Here is a 16,282-nt window from a genome sequence, read left to right as displayed (position 1 = left end):
ACATGACGAGAAGGGCCCCGCCGGAATTCACCGGCGGGGCCCTTCTCGTTGTCGGGGAAGACTTTCAGTCGTCGTCACCGATCGTCTTCGGCGCGGCCTTCTTGGGTTTGCCGAGCAGATCGTCGATCGAGCCGGAGAGCCGCTGCTTCGGCTTGTGCTCCTTGTCGCCGCCCTGCTGCCCGCCACCGCCCATGCCACCCATCATCGGTGCCATGCCGCCGCCCATCATGCCGCCGGAAGAGGCCCCAGGACGGCCACCAGCGGCCGCTGCGGCCTGCCCGACCCCAGCACCCCTGTCGGCCAGCGGAACCTGCTCAGCGACGCCTGTGGCGCCTCCGAACTGCATCGGCTGCTGGGCCGCGGCGGCAGGAGCGCCGACCGAGCCGACTCCACCGGCGCCCACACCGCCACCGACAGGGCTGCCGCCGGGCGCGGCACCACCTGACGCAGCGCTGCCCGCGGCGGCCGTGGCCGAGGCCTTCGCCGGTTCGGGCGTCTTCGTCTCGGACTTGGCCGGCGCCGTGTAGGTCCAGTTCTGCTCGGGGTACTTGTGTTCCATCCGCACGGCCTCGAAGCCGCCGGCCTCACCGGACACCCCGTCGCACAGCTTGAGAAACGCCTCCAGCACCTGCCGCGCGGACTCGTGCAGCTCGCGGACCGGGTGCTTGAGCTCCTCGATGTGCTTGATCGCGCGCTGGTCGCCCTCCATCGGCAACGAGGCCGTGCCGGACACCGAGTCGGCGGCGTCGGCGAGCACGTGCGCCATGTCCTGCACGATGACACGCACGCCGTCCGCGGTCTCCTCCAGCGCGTCCGCCATCGCGTTCATCGCGTCGGACAGGTCACCGCCCGCGAGGCCCACCTTGCGCATGTGGTCGAGGAACGCGTCGGCATCCTTGCCCTCCCACCGCGCGTCGACCCCGCCCAGCGGCCCGGAGACGTGCTTGTTGACCGCCTCGGTCACCTTCGCGGCCTTGCGCCAGCGCTCGGCTTCCTCGCGCAGGTCGTTCCAGTCGCCCACCAGCGGGTCGAAGAAGTCGTGCACGAGGTCCACGACACCGAGCTTGCGGCTCAGCCGCGAGAGGTAGTCGAGCTCGGGACCCACCTCGGCCGCGATCTGCCTGCCGTCCTTGGCCACAGCTCCCCCTACCGCCGGTCGGCCTTCTTGATGGCCTGCAGACTTTCCTCGTCGCCCTGCCCGTGCTGCCGGGCGACGGCGTGCAGGCCCTTGGAGGCCGCGTCGAGCGCCTCACAGGCGCGGCCGAGCTGCGAGTTGAGCAGTTCGGCCGCACGCGCGTAACCCTGGGCGGTACCGACGGTTCTGCCGATCTCGCCGAACGACTGGGGGCGCAACGGGGACACCTTCATGGCGTCCCGCACCCGCCTCAGATCGTCCGTCGTCCCGTCGATGCGGTCGGCGTACTTCTCCAGCCACTCCGCATCGACGCTGATCCGACCGGCCACGACTCTGTCCCCCTACGAAAACTCCGGGTGCATTTCGTCGCATTTGACGGTGATGCACCCGGAGCGGTTCCGCTACTTCTGAACGGCCGCCTGCGGATCCTTGAAGGTGCCCTTGGGCGCCGGGATCGAGTCGTAGCTGCGGTTGGCCTCGTTCTTGTTGAGCTGCGGTCCCATCGGCAACAGGCTCAGGATCTGGTTCGGTGCCGGCGGGAACGTCCCGTCGAGACCCAGCGCCGACGCGGTGCCGCCGTCCGGCACGCCGTAGCGCACGCCGCGACCCGTGACGACCTGCACCGGTCCGGTGCCGAAGTCGCCCTTGCCCTGGCTCGCCCGCACGACCGCGGCCTTGCCCGGCAGCATCAGGAACTGGTCGATGATCTCGCCGGCCGCACCCGGCGCGTTCAGCTCGACCGGGGCCATGTCCTTGGGGCCGGGCAGCTTCGAGCCGATCGTGACCGTGGTGTGCTCGGCCTTGGTCTGCTCGGTGTAGTTGTCGGCCTTCCAGCCCAGGCACAGCACGGTGTTGCCGGCGTTCGCCTCGAGCGTGCCGGGGATCTGCTTCGGGAAGGAGTCGAGCTTCAGCGGGTTCTTCGGGTCCTTGTGGTTCGCGATCGCGCTCGGCGAGAGCCGGACCGACTTGTTGTTGTTCGAGTACGCCCAGCGCAGCAGGTCGCCGACGGTCTCGTCGACGGTCTGGAAGCCGTCCTCGAGCGCCACCATGGACTCGAAGCCGTTCTGCCGCTCGACCTGGACGACCTCACCGATCTTGACGTTGGTCTCGGTGACGTAGGTGGCCTGCTTGCCCTGGTTCGGAATGATCGGCGCGGCCAGCGGGGCGACCTCGGGGATCGTGGTGAGCAGCGCCGTGCTGATCGACCGCGCCTGCTTGCCGCCGAGCTTCAGGGCGTTGACCACCTTGTCGTTCTTGAGGTCCACCTCGGCGCGGACCGTCGACGACGAGATGTCGGTGCGGCTGTCGGGCTTCTTGTAGATCAGGTAGGCCTTCTTGGCGCCGGTGCGCTGCTGCACCAGCACGGCCTCCTCGCCCAGCTGGGAGTTGCCCTCGCTGACGCCCGCGATCACCGAGGTCTTGATCTGGTTCTCCGCCGCCTGGTTCTCGCGGAACTCGTCCAGGTTCAGGGTGTCGCAGACGGACCACTGCGCGTCGATCCGCAGGTTCTGCTTCGGCAGCACGTCCGGCGCGTCCGGCAGACCGGTGAGCCTGCCGCGCGGGAGGCTCGCCAGCGCCGACTCGCTCACGAGCTTCGGGGTGCCGCCGGCCGCCTCCTGAGGAGCGCCCGCGGTGCCGGCCGGTGCGTCGCCGCCGCCCTGACCCTGCTGCGCGTCCGGGTTGTTGCGCGAGTACCAGAGCAGCCGGGCCGACGCGAGGTTCGTCATCGGGATCAGCCGCCGCGGCGCGCTGTCGACGACGTAGACCTGGCCGGTCTCCTTGCTGATGGCGATCTGCGTCTGGTCGTCCAGCCGCGGTGCAGGGCTGAAAAGACCGACCACGAGGAAGCCGATCAGACCGACTACGCCCAGCACCACACCCACCGCTGTCGCGCGCGAGTGGTTGCGCATGGGGTCGTGCAGCATCACAGCGTCTCTGCGGACAAGCGCTGACTGCATCCGCCGCAGGACGAATTGGTAGGCCTGGACCTGTGACTTGGTGGTGGGTGTTGATGCCATTCTCGGCTCGCTGCTCTCCCAGTCGCGGTACGGTTCGGCAGGATAGCCGGACGCAGGTTGCTCCGTGGGCCGGTTCGCCAAGCCCACCGACCATCGAGGGGAAAGAGACCACAACGGATGTCCGTGACCACTCCACATCCGCCCCGGCCCAACCCAGGGATGGCACGGCCGCCGCAGGGACCCGCGGGTCCTGGCCAGCAGGCACCCGCGCCTCCGCGTCCGGTCGGGCGTGTCCGTCGCAGAGCCGCAGGCGTGAGCCTCGGCTCGTTGCCCGTCTCGAACGTAGTCACGATCGAGGTCGGTCTCGCCATCGCCCTCCTCGTGCTCACGATCATGGGCGTGAAGGAGGCCGGCGGCGCGCTGAACGTCGTCTCCGTCTCGATCGCCGGCGGTGTGCTCCTCGTCGCACTGATCCTCGCGTTCACCCGATCGCGTGGCCGCTGGCTCACCCAGTGGATCGGTGTCCGGCTGCGCTACAACTTCCGGTCGCACAGCCGCACCGCGAAGCGTCAGGAGCCGACGGAGTCCAAGCTCGGTGACGACGAGCTGCAGGTGCTCGGCCCGGAGGACCCGCGCGTCGCGTTGCTGCGCCTCGCGATCCCGGATCTGGTGATCGCGAAGGGCGTCGACCACGAACGCCGTCCGCTCGCGCTGTCGTGGCACGACGGCGTGTGGACCGCGGTGCTGCTGGTCGACCCGACGCCGCCGCTGATCTCCGCGGTCGGCTCGGCGCCGTCACTGCCCCTGGGAGCGCTCACACCGTGCCTGGAGGACCGCGGTGTCGTGCTCGACGCGATCACGGTGATCTGGCACTGCTACCCCGGCAGCGCGGCACTTCCGCCGAACTCGCCGGCCATCAGCTCGTACATGGAGGTGCTCGGCCCGCTGCCCGCGGCGGCCAGGCGCACCACGTGGATCACGGTCCGGCTGGACCCGCGCCGCTGCGGCGAGGCGATCCGGGAGCGCGGCGGCGGCGTCGTCGGCGCGCACCGCGCGTTGATCGGCGCGTTGTCCCGCGTCCGCAACGCGCTGGAGTCCGCCGGTGTGACGATCCGCCCGCTCGACTCGGACGAACTGCTGCGCGCGGCGATCTCGTCGGCCGAGCTGACCGCGGCCGTCGGCAACACGAACCCGGTGTCGCTGCGGGAGAAGTGGAAGGGCGTCACCGCGGGTGGCGTCGGTCACGCGAGCTACGCGATCACCGGCTGGCCGTCGAAGGGCCTCAAGGGCAACCTGAACTCGCTGACCGGTGTGCGCGCTCTCTCGTCGACGCTCGCGATGTCCATCTCACCGTCCCGTGAGGACGGTCAGGTCTCGCTGCGCGGCCTGGTGCGGGTCTCGGCCCGCACGCCGAGCGAGTTGGACCGGGCCGAGGACCAGCTCTCGAAGCTGGGTGACAAGCTCGACATCACGCTGACCCCGTTGCGGGGCATGCAGCTCGCGGGTCTCGCCGCGACGCTGCCGCTGGGAGGTGTGGCATGAGCTCGTCGTCCCGTCTGCTCGACACGCGCGGCCGAGGCGCGGTGGCACCGGAGTTCCTGGTGTCGCCGAACATGCTCGACCTGGTCAGCCCCAGCGGCGACCGCGGCGGCATGATGCTCGGCCAGGGCACGCAGGGCGAGCCGCTCAGCGTGTCCGTCCTGCGCCCGACGCCGACCCGCATGGTGGTCGTCGGCGGCCTGTACCTGGCCCGCCAGATCGCGTTGCGCGCCATGGCGACCGGAGCGTGGATCATCATCGCGACGGGCCGCCCGCAGGCGTGGCAGCCGGTCGTGCGCGCCGCGGGCCAGGGCCCGGACGGCCGTCCGTCTCAGTTGGTGCAGCTGCGCCGACTGTCCCCGGCGGACCTCCCGCGCCCGACCGAGGACATGCCGCTGCTCGTGATCCACGACGGCGGCCACGTCCCGCAGGAGCTGTTCCCGCCGCGCGCGGCGTGGCAGACCACGATGTACGTGCTGCCGTACCTGCACCCGCAGGCGTCGTCCACGGCGAACAACGCGGACCTCGTGCTGCTGCAGCGCCTCCCGATGGGCCAGGCCCAGCTCGCCGGCCAGATGTGGCGCCTGCGCCCGCAGATGTTCCAGCAGCTGACCCAGCTCAAGGACGACCAGGTCATCGCGATGGGTCAGGACATGTGGGCGCACCTGCGCCTCTACACGACCCCGGCCGAACAGCAGATCCTCGGAGCAGTGCGCCGAGGCGATTGAGAGAGCACTCGATCGCCTGCTCCAGGCGGATTGAGACGCTCGGCAATATAGGCGAAACTTGCGCCCCGAACGGACAACCGTTCGGGGCGCAATTGTTTTGTAAAGAGATCAGCTGCACCAACTAATTCACATCACTGAGCAAATCTGTTGATTCGCCATTCGAAGGCAATTTCGTGGACCTTCTTGTGCGAAATCAGTCCGCGCCACTAAGAAAACTCTCACCTGCACAACCCTGCGACGAGGGAGCTTGCTGCTATGGGAGAATCGTGGGCCAGACGAGCGGCCGGAATCGGACTGGTGGCGGGCACTGCGCTCGTCCTGTCGTCCGTCTCCGCCACCGCTGCGCCCGAGGGGGAGATTCGCAACCTCGGTGCGTCCAACGCGGTGAAGGACAACTACATCGTCGTCCTGAAGGACATCAGCACGTCAAGCGCGGAGAACCTCAGCGCTAAGTACGGCGCGCAGGTGAAGCACACTTACAAGTCCGCTTTGCGCGGTTTCTCGGCGCAGATGTCCGAGACCCAGGCCAAGCGCCTGGCCGCAGACCCGGCCGTCGCCTACGTCGAGCAGGACGGCCAGGTCCGCATCTCGGAGACGCAGACCCCGACCCCGTCCTGGGGCCTCGACCGCATCGACCAGCGCACACTCCCGCTGGACAACAGCTACACCTACCCGAACCGCGGCGCGGGCGTCACCGCGTACATCATCGACACCGGCATCCGCCTCACCCACACGGACTTCGGCGGCCGCGCCGTGTCGGGAACCGACACCGTTGACAACGATGCCGACGCCACGGACTGCAACGGCCACGGAACCCACGTCGCGGGCACCGTCGGCGGCACGAAGTTCGGCGTCGCGAAGGACGTGAAGCTGGTAGCCGTCCGAGTCCTGAACTGCTCGGGCTCCGGCACCTTCGCGGGCGTCATCGCCGGCATCGACTGGGTCACCGCGGACGTCCAGGCCAACCCGGCCCGCAAGCCCGCGGTGGCCAACATGTCCCTCGGCGGCGGCGCCAACCAGACCGTCGACGACGCCGTGGCCCGCTCCATCGCCGCAGGCGTCACCTACGGCCTGGCAGCAGGCAACGACAACGGCGGCAACGCCTGCAACACCTCCCCGGCCCGCACCCCGGAAGCCATCACCGTGGGCTCCACGGACCGCACCGACGCCCGCAGCTCGTTCTCGAACCTCGGCACCTGCCTCGACATCTTCGCCCCAGGCCGCGACATCACGAGCGCCTGGCTCACGAACGACGAGGCCACCAACACCATCAGCGGCACCTCGATGGCCACCCCTCACGTAGTCGGCGCGGCGGCCGTCTACCTGGGCTCGGCCCCCACCGCCACCCCGCAGCAGGTCCGGGACGCCCTCGTCGACAACGCCAGTTCCGACGTTGTCACCTCCCCCGGCACCGGCTCGCCGAACAAGCTCCTCCAGATCACCGGCACGGCCCCCGGCAACCCCCCGGGCCAGTGCCCGGCAGTCACGAACGACACCGACACGGCCATCCCGGACGCCAGCGAGGTCAAGTCGGCAATCACCGTCGCCGACTGCAACGGCAAGGCCAGCACGACCGGCTCCGTGAAGGTGGCCATCAAGCACACCTACCGGGGCGACCTGGAAGTGTCCCTCATCGCCCCCTCGGGCACCGTGAAGGTCCTGAAGGTCTCCAGTGGCTCAGACGCAGCTGACGACGTCAACGCCACCTACGCCGTGAACGTCGCAGCCGAGGACGCCAACGGCACCTGGCAACTGCGAGTCCGCGACCTCTACCGCCAGGACACGGGCTACATCGACTCGTGGACGCTCGACATCTAAGCCAGCCGCACCACCCCTCGGAGCCCCCGGTCCCCCCGCCGGGGGCTCCTCCCTTGCTCCAGCAGAGCGAAACAGGCCGCACGCCTGATCGCCCGCGATGCCGAAGGCGAGCCGTCTTTACCAAGCGGGCTGGGCGGTGGGTCCCGTCACGAGTCGCGCCACAGCACTTGCTGCATGCGAGAAGGGGTGTCAACTCGACACGCTTTTCGTCGAGTTGACACCCCTTCTCGCATGTGGCCCGCTCCTGGTGCGGCTCGTGATGGGACCCACCGCACCCCAAACACCAAAGCAACGCGCAGCCGCCCAAAGCAACAGGCGTGCCATCTACCCGCGCGTGGCGTGGACCCCCTGATCAGATTGCCGGGGTCTGGGGCAGAGCCCCAGGGGAAGCACGCAACCGCAAGGTCGCCGCCCGCAAGGCAACCACAGCACAAAGCCGCGGCCCGCAAAGCGACAGGCCGCCCGCAAGGTCACCACTCACCAAGCCGCGGCCCGCAAAGCGACCAAGGCCGGCAAATCCCAACGTCACGAACTCAGAGGATCCGACAACGTCCGAACCCGCCGAGTCGCCTCAGCCCGAGCCGCCAACTCCGAATCCCCAGGAAAATCCACCCGCACCAGCGACAACCCATGAGCAGGAGCCACGGTAACCCCGCTAGCCCGCCCACTGAGCGACAACAACGAGGAAGGCCACTCAACCGCCTTCCTCCCCTCCCCAACAGCCAGCAACGCCCCAATGAGCGACCGAACCATCGAGTGACAGAACGCATCAGCAGACACAAACGCCGTGACCACTCCATCAACCTCGGATCGCACCAGCTCAAGCCGCTGCAGCTCCCGAATGGTCGTGGCCCCCTCACGCCGCTTGCAGAACGCACAAAAGTCGTGTTCCCCCAGCAACAACCCAGCAGCAACGTTCATAGCGCCAACGTCCAGCGGACGAGGCCAGGCCAGGGTGTCCAACCGCCGCAACGGATGCGCTCCAAAATCAGCATCCGACACGCGGTACTCGTAGTGCCGCCGCAAGGCAGAAAACCGAGCGTCAAAGGCAGCAGGCACCACCCGAGCACCGAACACCCGAACATCCGAGGGCAACGCCCGAGCCAACCGCTTGGGCAGCCCAGCGACATCCACAGACAACGGCAGATCAGCGTGAGCAACCTGCCCAGACGCATGCACCCCGGCATCGGTGCGCCCAGCAACGGTCAGCGAGACGTCCTCCCGCAGCACCATCGAGAGCGTGTCCTCGAGAACGCCGCAGACGGTCCGCCGCGAGGGCTGCCGAGCCCAGCCGGAGAACTCGGTGCCGTCGTAGCCCAGGTCGAACCGCACACGAACAAGCCCGCCGCCCCCAACAAGGGGAGCGGCGGGCTCGTCAGCGGTCGAACCGGTCAGGACTTGTCCTTCGAATCGTCCTTGGCCTCGTCGTCCTTCGCCTCTTCAGCCTCAACGGCCTCAGCGGTCGGCTCGCCGTCAACCTCGACGGCGTCCTCGGCCTTGGTCTCGTCGGCGTCAGCCTCGACGACAGCGGCCTCGGCCGGCTTCTCGTCCTTGGCGAACTTGGTCTTGCGCGCAGCCTCGGCCTCGGTGGAGACGAGCTTCTGCTGCACCAGCTCGATGATGGCCATGGGGGCGTTGTCGCCCTTGCGCGCCAGCGTCTTGGTGATGCGGGTGTAGCCACCGGAGCGGTCGCTGAAGAACGGACCGATCTCGGCGATCAGCTTGTGCACGACGTCCTTGTCGCGGATCACCTTCATGATCTCGCGACGGTTGTGCAGGTCGCCGGCCTTGGCCTTGGAGATGATCTTCTCGGCGTACGGACGCAGCCGCTTCGCCTTGGCCTCAGTGGTCTTGATCCGGCCGTGCTGGAACAGCGCCGTCGCCAGGTTGGCGAGCAGCAGCCGCTCGTGCGCCGGAGACCCACCGAGCCGGGGGCCCTTGGTAGGGGTGGGCATCGCTTGCTCCTGTAGTAACTAAAAGAGATCCTCTAGCTCTGAATCAGAGCGTCAGAGCTGCTCGGTCTCCGCGTAGTCCTGACCGTCGTCGTGCGGGTCCAGGCCGGTACCGGCGCCCCAGCCCGTGTCACCGGGGTGGTAGTCGGCAGCAGCCGCGGACGGGTCGAATCCAGGAGGCGAGTCCTTCAGGGCGAGACCGAGGCCGACGAGCTTCATCTTGACCTCGTCGATCGACTTCGCACCGAAGTTGCGGATGTCCAGCAGGTCCGCCTCGCTGCGCGACACGAGCTCGCCGACGGTGTGGATGCCTTCCCGCTTCAAGCAGTTGTAGGAACGGACCGTGAGGTCCAGATCCTCAATAGGCATCGCGAACGCGGCGATGGTGTCGGCCTCGGCCGGCGACGGGCCGATCTCGATGCCCTCGGCGTCGATGTTCAGCTCGCGAGCGAGACCGAACAGCTCGACCAGGGTCTTACCCGCGGAGGCAACGGCGTCCCTCGGAGTGATCGAGGGCTTGCTCTCCACGTCGAGAATCAGCTTGTCGAAGTCCGTCCGCTGCTCGACACGCGTGGCCTCGACCTTGTACGTCACCTTGAGAACCGGCGAGTAGATCGAGTCGACGGGGATGCGGCCGATCTCGGCGCCCGCCTGCTTGTTCTGGACAGCCGGGACGTAGCCGCGACCGCGCTCGACGACGAGCTCGATCTCCAGCTTCCCCTTGCCGTTCAGGGTCGCGATGTGCAGGTCGGGGTTGTGCACGGTGACACCGGCCGGAGGCACGATGTCGCCCGCGGTCACCACACCAGGGCCCTGCTTGCGCAGGTACATGGTCACCGGCTCGTCCTCCTCGGACGAGACGACGAGCTCCTTGAGGTTCAGGATGACGTCGGTGACGTCCTCCTTCACCCCGGGAACCGTGGTGAACTCGTGCAGCACGCCGTCGATGCGGATGCTCGTGACAGCAGCACCGGGAATCGACGAGAGCAGCGTGCGGCGGATCGAGTTGCCGAGCGTGTAACCGAAGCCCGGCTCCAGCGGTTCGATGACGAACCGGGAACGGGTCTCGGAGACCGCTTCCTCGGCGAGCGAGGGGCGCTGGGAAATCAGCACTGGATTCAACCTTTCGACAACGACGCCCGCTATTTGACGCCGTCAACAACAGCCAGCCACGAGGACCGGCAAACGCACTCGGCACACCCTTCGCGCCGATGCGGGACCCGACCTCGGCGACCGCCCAGAAGGGACGGCCGCCGAGAGAGGATCACTTCGAGTAGAGCTCGACGATGAGCTGCTCGGTGACAGGCGTGTCGATCTGCGCGCGCTCGGGCAGCTGGTGCACGAGGATGCGCAGGTTCGAGGCGACGACCTGCAGCCAAGCGGGAATCGGGCGGTCACCGAAGGACGCGCGAGCAGCCTCGAAGGGCAGCGTCGGCATGGACTTCGGCTTCACGTCGATGATGTCGAACTTCGACACCTGGTAGCTCGGGATGTTGACCTTGTGGCCATTCACGATGAAGTGCCCGTGGCTGACCAGCTGGCGAGCCTGGCGACGCGTGCGGGCGAGGCCCGCGCGGTACACCACGTTGTCGAGGCGGGCCTCGAGGATCTGCAGCAGGTTCTCGCCGGTCTTGCCGGGGCGACGAACCGCTTCCTTGTAGTAGCGGACGAACTGCTTCTCAAGGACGCCGTAGGTGTAGCGAGCCTTCTGCTTCTCCTGGAGCTGCAGCAGGTACTCGGACTCCTTGACCCGGCCACGGCCGTGCTGGCCGGGCGGGTACGGACGGCGCTCGAACGCCTGGTCCCCACCAACGAGGTCAACCTTGAGGCGACGCGAGATGCGCGTCGCGGGTCCCGTATAACGAGCCATGAGTTCTTACTCCTCCCCGTGCCTCAGACCCGGCGCCGCTTGGGCGGGCGGCAGCCGTTGTGGGGCTGCGGGGTCACGTCCTGAATGGTGCCGACCTCGAGACCGGCGGCCTGCAGCGAACGGATCGCGGTCTCGCGGCCGGAGCCGGGACCCTTCACGAACACGTCCACCTTGCGCATGCCGTGCTCGGCGGCCTTGCGGGCGGCGTTCTCGGCAGCCATCTGCGCCGCGAACGGCGTGGACTTGCGCGAGCCCTTGAAGCCCACGTGGCCGGCGGACGCCCAGCTGATCACGTTGCCCAGCGGGTCCGTGATGGACACGATGGTGTTGTTGAACGTGCTCTTGATGTGCGCCTGGCCGTGCGAGACGTTCTTCTTTTCCTTGCGCCGGATCTTCTTGACCCCGGCGCCCGTGCGGGACTTCGGTGGCAAAACGAGCTCCTAAGTTGAGGGCAGTAGACGCGAGGTCTTACTTCTTGCCGGCCTTCTTCTTGCCGGCGACGGTCTTCTTCGGACCCTTGCGGGTACGGGCGTTCGTCTTGGTGCGCTGACCGCGAACGGGCAGGCCGCGACGGTGCCGAAGACCCTCGTAGCAGCCGATCTCCATCTTGCGACGGATGTCGGCCTGAACCTCACGGCGAAGGTCACCCTCGACCTTGTAGTTCGTCTCGATGTGGTCCCGCAGCTTGGCGAGGTCGTCGTCCGTCAGATCCTTCACCCGGAGGTCCGGGGAGATCTCCGTGGCGGTGAGCAGCTCCTTGGAGCGCGTACGACCGATGCCGAAGATGTAGGTGAGCGCGATCTCCATCCGCTTTTCGCGGGGGAGGTCGACGCCAGCGAGTCGTGCCATGTGGCGGTTAACTCCTGTCGATTACTTCCAGGTCTGCTCCTCGCCCAATTCCGGTGACTGACTCGCTATGTCGTTCCGGCTGCTCTCACAGCCGGTGTCCCGGCCCCGGCCTGGAATCCGGGGGTGTCCGCACACTTGAAGCCCTGTGTGCGGTAGGTGCGAGGAGATTCTCGTTACTGCGTCATCGAGGATCTCGACGAGCGCGCGGTGGAGCTGCTCAGCCCTGGCGCTGCTTGTGGCGCAGGTTCTCGCAGATCACCATGACCCGCCCGTGACGGCGGATCACCTTGCACTTGTCGCAGATCTTCTTGACGCTCGGCTGGACCTTCACGCCTGAGATCTCCTGCTACTGGAGGTCACTTGTAGCGGTAGACGATGCGCCCGCGGGACAGGTCGTAGGGCGAGAGCTCCACGACAACCCGGTCCTCAGGGAGGATGCGGATGTAGTGCTGTCGCATCTTGCCGCTGATGTGCGCGAGTACCTTGTGACCGTTCTCCAACTCGACCCTGAACATCGCGTTGGGGAGCGGCTCGACTACGCGGCCCTCGACCTCAATGGCCCCGTCCTTCTTGCCCATGTCCTCCGCGTTTCGTGACAGTTGTAATAACCTTTGGACGCGCGTCAGCCCGGTTCGATCTCACCTGCAAGGGCATGACTGAACCGGCGCGACTGGTGCGCCACCTGACCAGTGTACGCAGTTCACAGCGGCAACCCAAATCGGGTCCGTTCAGGGCCAGAGTCGGAGCGCGCGCCCCGTTCGAGCACGGGCCGCAGCCGCACGATGTCGTTGATCTCGGACTCGTGTTTGCCGAGCACGGACTTCAACGTCCGCAGCCGTTGGACCGCGGTCCTGGTCCCGTACGCGGTGTCGTCGGAACACCTCTGAGCTGCGTTGTTGAGCGCGACGTCGCCGGATCCGATGCCGTAGCCCGCCAGACTCGGCTCGCCCGGTTCGCGCTGGATGAACCCCGCCCGGTCGAGGCAGTGCAGCAACGCCGCCCCGGTCGCCCGCGTCTCCGCGGCCTCCGGACCGGACTGGAGCAGGGCGTCCCACTCCCGCACGACGACGTCGTGCAGGACCGTGATGCGGCTCACGGCGTCGACGTACTCCCGCGGCGCGGAGGCACGGACGCTGCCCCCGCACCCACCATCGACCGGTGGCGGCGGGCTGATGAAGTTCGGGCGCCAGACGACGACGTCGGAGAACGGCGGCGAGCAGCCCTCGGTCGCCGCGATGGTGTCGGCCAGGAAGATCCGGTCGGCGATCCGATCCGCCGGCACGTCCTGGTAGGTGAAATCGGTGGCCGGCTTAGAGGCAGCACAGCCTGCAAGTGGAATCAGTAGCGCGGACAGGACGAAACGGGTTACCCCCACAATGCCCCCAAGCATTGGACTCGTTCGTCACCACGACCGTATCGAGGCTGACAAACGAATAACCCCGCTCACCGGGCAGGTGAGCGGGGCCATGTCCAAAACCGTTGGGGCGCTTAGCCTTCCTCGGGCGCGGTGAGCACCCAGGGGCCGTCCTCGGTGATCGCGACGCTGTGCTCCCAGTGCGCGGCACGCGTGCCGTCGAGCGTGATGACGGTCCAGCCGTCCTCGAGCTCCTGGGAGTCGTCGGTGCCGAGCGTCAGCATCGGCTCGATCGCGATGGCCATGCCGACCTTGAGCCGCGGGCCCTTGCCCGGCTTGCCGAAGTTCGGCAGGAACGGCTCCATGTGCATCTTGGAACCGATGCCGTGGCCGCCGTAGTCCGCCACGACGCCGTACTCGATGCCGTCGCGCTCCCCCGACTCGATGGCGGAGGACTCGATGGCGAACGAGATGTCCGTGAGCCGGCCACCGGGCACCGCGGCCTCGATGCCCGCGAGCATCGACAGCCTGGTCGCCTCGGAAAGCTTGTGGTCCGCGGGAGACAGAGTGCCGACGCCGACCGTCACGGCCGAGTCGCCGTGCCAGTCGTCGAGGATCGCACCGCAGTCGATGGAGATCAGGTCCCCTTCGGCCAGCACCTGCGTCCTGCTCGGAATCCCGTGGACGATCTGCTCGTTCACCGACGCGCAGATGCTCGCCGGGAAGCCGTGGTAGCCCTTGAACGACGGGATGGCGCCGGCGTCGCGGATGGTCTGCTCGGCGATCTCGTCGAGCTCCCACGTGGAGACCCCGGGCTTCACCGCGTCGACGACGTTGCGCAACGCCCGTGCCACGACCAGGCCGGAGGCGCGCATGGCCTCCAGCTGGCCGGGGGTCTTGATCTCGATCTTGCTCATGCCTTCACTACCTGTTGCACCTGAAATGACGGAGCGGAGCCGGTCAAGCAGTCCACCTGTCACTTCTCGTCGCGCAACGAGGCGAGCGCGGCGAGCGCCCGCTCGCTGATCTCGTCGATCTCGCCGACCGCGTCGATGGAGATGACCTTGTCCGCGTAGTAGCTCAGCAGCGGCGCGGTCTCGTTGCGGTACACCTGCTGGCGGTGCCGGATGACTTCTTCCTTGTCGTCCGTGCGCCCGCGGGCGAGCAGCCGCTCCACCACGACGTCCTCGTCGACCCGGAACTCCAGCACCGCGTCGAGCGAGTGGTCGTCGACAGCGAGGAACTCACCCAGCGTGTCGGCCTGGGCGACGTTGCGGGGGAACCCGTCGAGCAGGAACCCGTCCGCGGCGTCGGACTCGGCCAAGCGCTTGCGCACCATCTCGTTCGTGATGGAGTCCGGCACGAGAGCGCCCTCGTCGAGGATGCTCTGCACCTCCAGCCCGAGCTCGGTCTGGTTGCTGATGTGTGACCGGAAGAGGTCGCCCGTCGAGATGTGCGGCACGCCGAGCTTGCGGCTCAGAACTTCGGCCTGGGTGCCCTTGCCCGCACCGGGCGGGCCAACGAGAACGAGTCGCATCTAGCGGAGGAACCCTTCGTAATTGCGCTGCATGAGCTGGCTCTCGATCTGCTTCACGGTGTCGAGACCGACACCGACCATGATCAGAACCGCGGTGCCGCCGAACGGGAAGTTCTGGTTCTGGCCGTCACCGGTCAGGTCCAGGAACAGGTTCGGCAGGATCGCCACGATGCCGAGGTAGAGCGAACCGGGAAGCGTGATGCGGCCCAGCACGAACTTGAGGTACTCGGCGGTCGGGCGTCCAGGACGGATGCCGGGGATGAAGCCACCGAACTTCTTCATCTCGTCAGCGCGCTCGTCCGGGTTGAACGTGATGCCGACGTAGAAGTACGTGAAGAAGACGATCAGCAGGAAGTACGCGGCGATGTGCACCCAGCTCGACTGCTTGACCAGGTAGGTCTGGACGAACGTGGAGAACCAGTTCGTCTCGGTCGAGGAGCCCTGGGTGAGACGCACGATCAGGTCCGGCAGGTAGAGCAGCGACGAGGCGAAGATGACCGGGATGACGCCGGCCTGGTTCACCTTGAGGGGGAGGTACGTCGACGTGCCGCCGTACATGCGGCGACCGATCATGCGCTTGGCGTACTGCACCGGGATGCGACGCTGGGCCTGCTCGACGTAGATGACGCTCGCGATGATGATCAGCGCAGCCACGATCACGAGGGCGAACGTGAGCTTGTCCTTGTCGAGGATGTTCTTGCCCTCGGCCGGGATGCGGGCGGCGATACCGGTGAAGATCAGCAACGACATGCCGTTGCCGATGCCCTTCTCGGTGATCAGCTCACCCAGCCACATGATGACCGAGGTACCGGCGGTCATGGTGATGACCAGCACGATGAGGGTGAAGATGCTGTCCTTGCCGGGAATGACGTCCTGGTCGCACTCACCGAACAGCTGCCCGCGCACCGCCAGCGCCACGAGACCGGTCGACTGCAGGATCGCAAGACCGATCGTCAGGTACCGCGTGTACTGGGTCAGCTTGCCCTGACCAGCCTGTCCTTCCTTCTTCAACTGCTCGAACCGCGGGATGACCACGGTGAGCAGCTGGATGATGATGCTCGCGGTGATGTAAGGCATGATGCCCAGCGCGAACACGGACAGGTTCAGCAGCGCGCCACCGCTGAACAGGTTGATCAGCGAGTAGATGTTCTGACCTTCGAGCGCTTCAGCACACGCCCGCACGTTCTTGAAGGACACGCCCGGCGCGGGCATGGTCGCACCAAGCCGGTACACAATGATGATCCCGAGCGTGAACAGGATCTTCTTGCGTAGATCCGGCGTCGCGAGAGCCGAGCGGAATGCGCCGAGCACGCGAACCTCCTGAGCGTTGCCGACCCCCAGGGACCGGCACATGCGGTAGTTGGCAGGCCGAGTCAGGTAGCCACGACCAAGCAACCCGGAGGACATCCGGGTTCAGCAGGCAACACTAACAGCCCCCAACGAGCTGGTCGTACCCAGTGGCCAATCACAGGTTTCAACTCGTTGATCTCTGACCACACCACTAGGCCATCCGGGTCAGTTCCCGCTGCAAATCCGTGCTAC

General features: G+C 67.2%; 18 protein-coding genes. 3 read left to right on the top strand and 15 right to left on the bottom strand.

Annotated elements, in window-relative coordinates:
- Window positions 1–64: 64 nt before the first annotated feature.
- The 3 genes from ACH413_RS30925 to eccB all read right to left on the bottom strand — a co-directional run bounded on the left by ACH413_RS30925 (window position 65) and on the right by eccB (window position 3,153).
- On the bottom strand, window positions 65–1,138 hold the full coding sequence (locus ACH413_RS30925; protein ID WP_360048339.1) for a hypothetical protein: 1,074 nt from the start codon (window positions 1,136–1,138) through the stop codon (window positions 65–67).
- 8 nt (window positions 1,139–1,146) lie between these two features.
- Window positions 1,147–1,464, bottom strand: a complete 318-nt coding sequence (locus ACH413_RS30920; RefSeq protein ID WP_360048341.1) for a hypothetical protein — start codon at window positions 1,462–1,464, stop codon at window positions 1,147–1,149.
- A 72-nt stretch (window positions 1,465–1,536) separates the two neighbouring features.
- A complete protein-coding gene (gene eccB, locus ACH413_RS30915) occupies window positions 1,537–3,153 on the bottom strand; it encodes a type VII secretion protein EccB (protein WP_360048343.1) in 1,617 nt (538 codons plus the stop codon).
- Window positions 3,154–3,312: 159 nt separating this feature from the next.
- Here eccB and eccE point away from each other — a divergent pair, with 159 nt between their 5' ends.
- The 3 genes from eccE to ACH413_RS30900 all read left to right on the top strand — a co-directional run bounded on the left by eccE (window position 3,313) and on the right by ACH413_RS30900 (window position 7,178).
- Entirely contained in the window at window positions 3,313–4,635 is a 1,323-nt protein-coding gene (gene eccE / locus ACH413_RS30910; protein ID WP_396425388.1) for a type VII secretion protein EccE, read from the top strand.
- Window positions 4,632–5,360 (top strand): hypothetical protein, encoded by a 729-nt coding sequence (locus tag ACH413_RS30905; protein WP_360048345.1) that lies wholly within the window; start codon window positions 4,632–4,634, stop codon window positions 5,358–5,360. The genes eccE and ACH413_RS30905 overlap by 4 nt, the downstream gene beginning before the upstream one ends.
- A gap of 255 nt (window positions 5,361–5,615) precedes the next feature.
- Entirely contained in the window at window positions 5,616–7,178 is a 1,563-nt protein-coding gene (locus tag ACH413_RS30900) for a S8 family peptidase (RefSeq protein ID WP_360048346.1), read from the top strand.
- Window positions 7,179–7,703: 525 nt separating this feature from the next.
- On the opposite strand, the gene truA is transcribed toward ACH413_RS30900, so the two are convergent.
- The 12 genes from truA to secY form a co-directional block, all read right to left on the bottom strand.
- Window positions 7,704–8,510, bottom strand: a complete 807-nt coding sequence (truA, locus tag ACH413_RS30895; RefSeq protein WP_360049071.1) for a tRNA pseudouridine(38-40) synthase TruA — start codon at window positions 8,508–8,510, stop codon at window positions 7,704–7,706.
- 59 nt (window positions 8,511–8,569) lie between these two features.
- Complete coding sequence (rplQ, locus tag ACH413_RS30890; protein ID WP_360049069.1) at window positions 8,570–9,133, bottom strand: 50S ribosomal protein L17; 564 nt, start codon at window positions 9,131–9,133, stop codon at window positions 8,570–8,572.
- A gap of 51 nt (window positions 9,134–9,184) precedes the next feature.
- Window positions 9,185–10,243 carry a DNA-directed RNA polymerase subunit alpha gene (locus tag ACH413_RS30885; protein WP_030478322.1) on the bottom strand — a complete coding sequence of 353 codons (1,059 nt, stop codon included), beginning with the start codon at window positions 10,241–10,243 and terminating at the stop codon, window positions 9,185–9,187.
- Window positions 10,244–10,394: 151 nt separating this feature from the next.
- A complete protein-coding gene (gene rpsD, locus ACH413_RS30880) occupies window positions 10,395–11,000 on the bottom strand; it encodes a 30S ribosomal protein S4 (RefSeq protein ID WP_330272346.1) in 606 nt (201 codons plus the stop codon).
- Between the two features lie 23 nt (window positions 11,001–11,023).
- Window positions 11,024–11,431 (bottom strand): 30S ribosomal protein S11, encoded by a 408-nt coding sequence (gene rpsK, locus ACH413_RS30875; RefSeq protein WP_030478320.1) that lies wholly within the window; start codon window positions 11,429–11,431, stop codon window positions 11,024–11,026.
- Window positions 11,432–11,468: 37 nt separating this feature from the next.
- Window positions 11,469–11,849 (bottom strand): 30S ribosomal protein S13, encoded by a 381-nt coding sequence (gene rpsM, locus ACH413_RS30870; RefSeq protein ID WP_330272345.1) that lies wholly within the window; start codon window positions 11,847–11,849, stop codon window positions 11,469–11,471.
- 217 nt (window positions 11,850–12,066) lie between these two features.
- On the bottom strand, window positions 12,067–12,180 hold the full coding sequence (rpmJ, locus tag ACH413_RS30865; protein WP_010148647.1) for a 50S ribosomal protein L36: 114 nt from the start codon (window positions 12,178–12,180) through the stop codon (window positions 12,067–12,069).
- Between the two features lie 25 nt (window positions 12,181–12,205).
- Window positions 12,206–12,427 carry a translation initiation factor IF-1 gene (infA, locus tag ACH413_RS30860; RefSeq protein ID WP_005166804.1) on the bottom strand — a complete coding sequence of 74 codons (222 nt, stop codon included), beginning with the start codon at window positions 12,425–12,427 and terminating at the stop codon, window positions 12,206–12,208.
- 122 nt (window positions 12,428–12,549) lie between these two features.
- On the bottom strand, window positions 12,550–13,131 hold the full coding sequence (locus ACH413_RS30855) for a hypothetical protein (protein WP_360049066.1): 582 nt from the start codon (window positions 13,129–13,131) through the stop codon (window positions 12,550–12,552).
- Between the two features lie 206 nt (window positions 13,132–13,337).
- Window positions 13,338–14,120 carry a type I methionyl aminopeptidase gene (gene map / locus ACH413_RS30850; RefSeq protein ID WP_360049064.1) on the bottom strand — a complete coding sequence of 261 codons (783 nt, stop codon included), beginning with the start codon at window positions 14,118–14,120 and terminating at the stop codon, window positions 13,338–13,340.
- 59 nt (window positions 14,121–14,179) lie between these two features.
- Window positions 14,180–14,740, bottom strand: coding sequence for an adenylate kinase (locus ACH413_RS30845; RefSeq protein WP_360049062.1), 561 nt, complete (start codon window positions 14,738–14,740; stop codon window positions 14,180–14,182).
- Window positions 14,741–16,051 (bottom strand): preprotein translocase subunit SecY, encoded by a 1,311-nt coding sequence (secY, locus tag ACH413_RS30840; RefSeq protein WP_360049060.1) that lies wholly within the window; start codon window positions 16,049–16,051, stop codon window positions 14,741–14,743.
- Window positions 16,052–16,282: the final 231 nt, after the last annotated feature.

The sequence above is a fragment of the Lentzea sp. NPDC020367 genome, from assembly GCF_044387305.1.
GTDB lineage: Bacteria > Actinomycetota > Actinomycetes > Mycobacteriales > Pseudonocardiaceae > Lentzea.
This window is presented reverse-complemented; position numbering and strand designations above follow the sequence as displayed.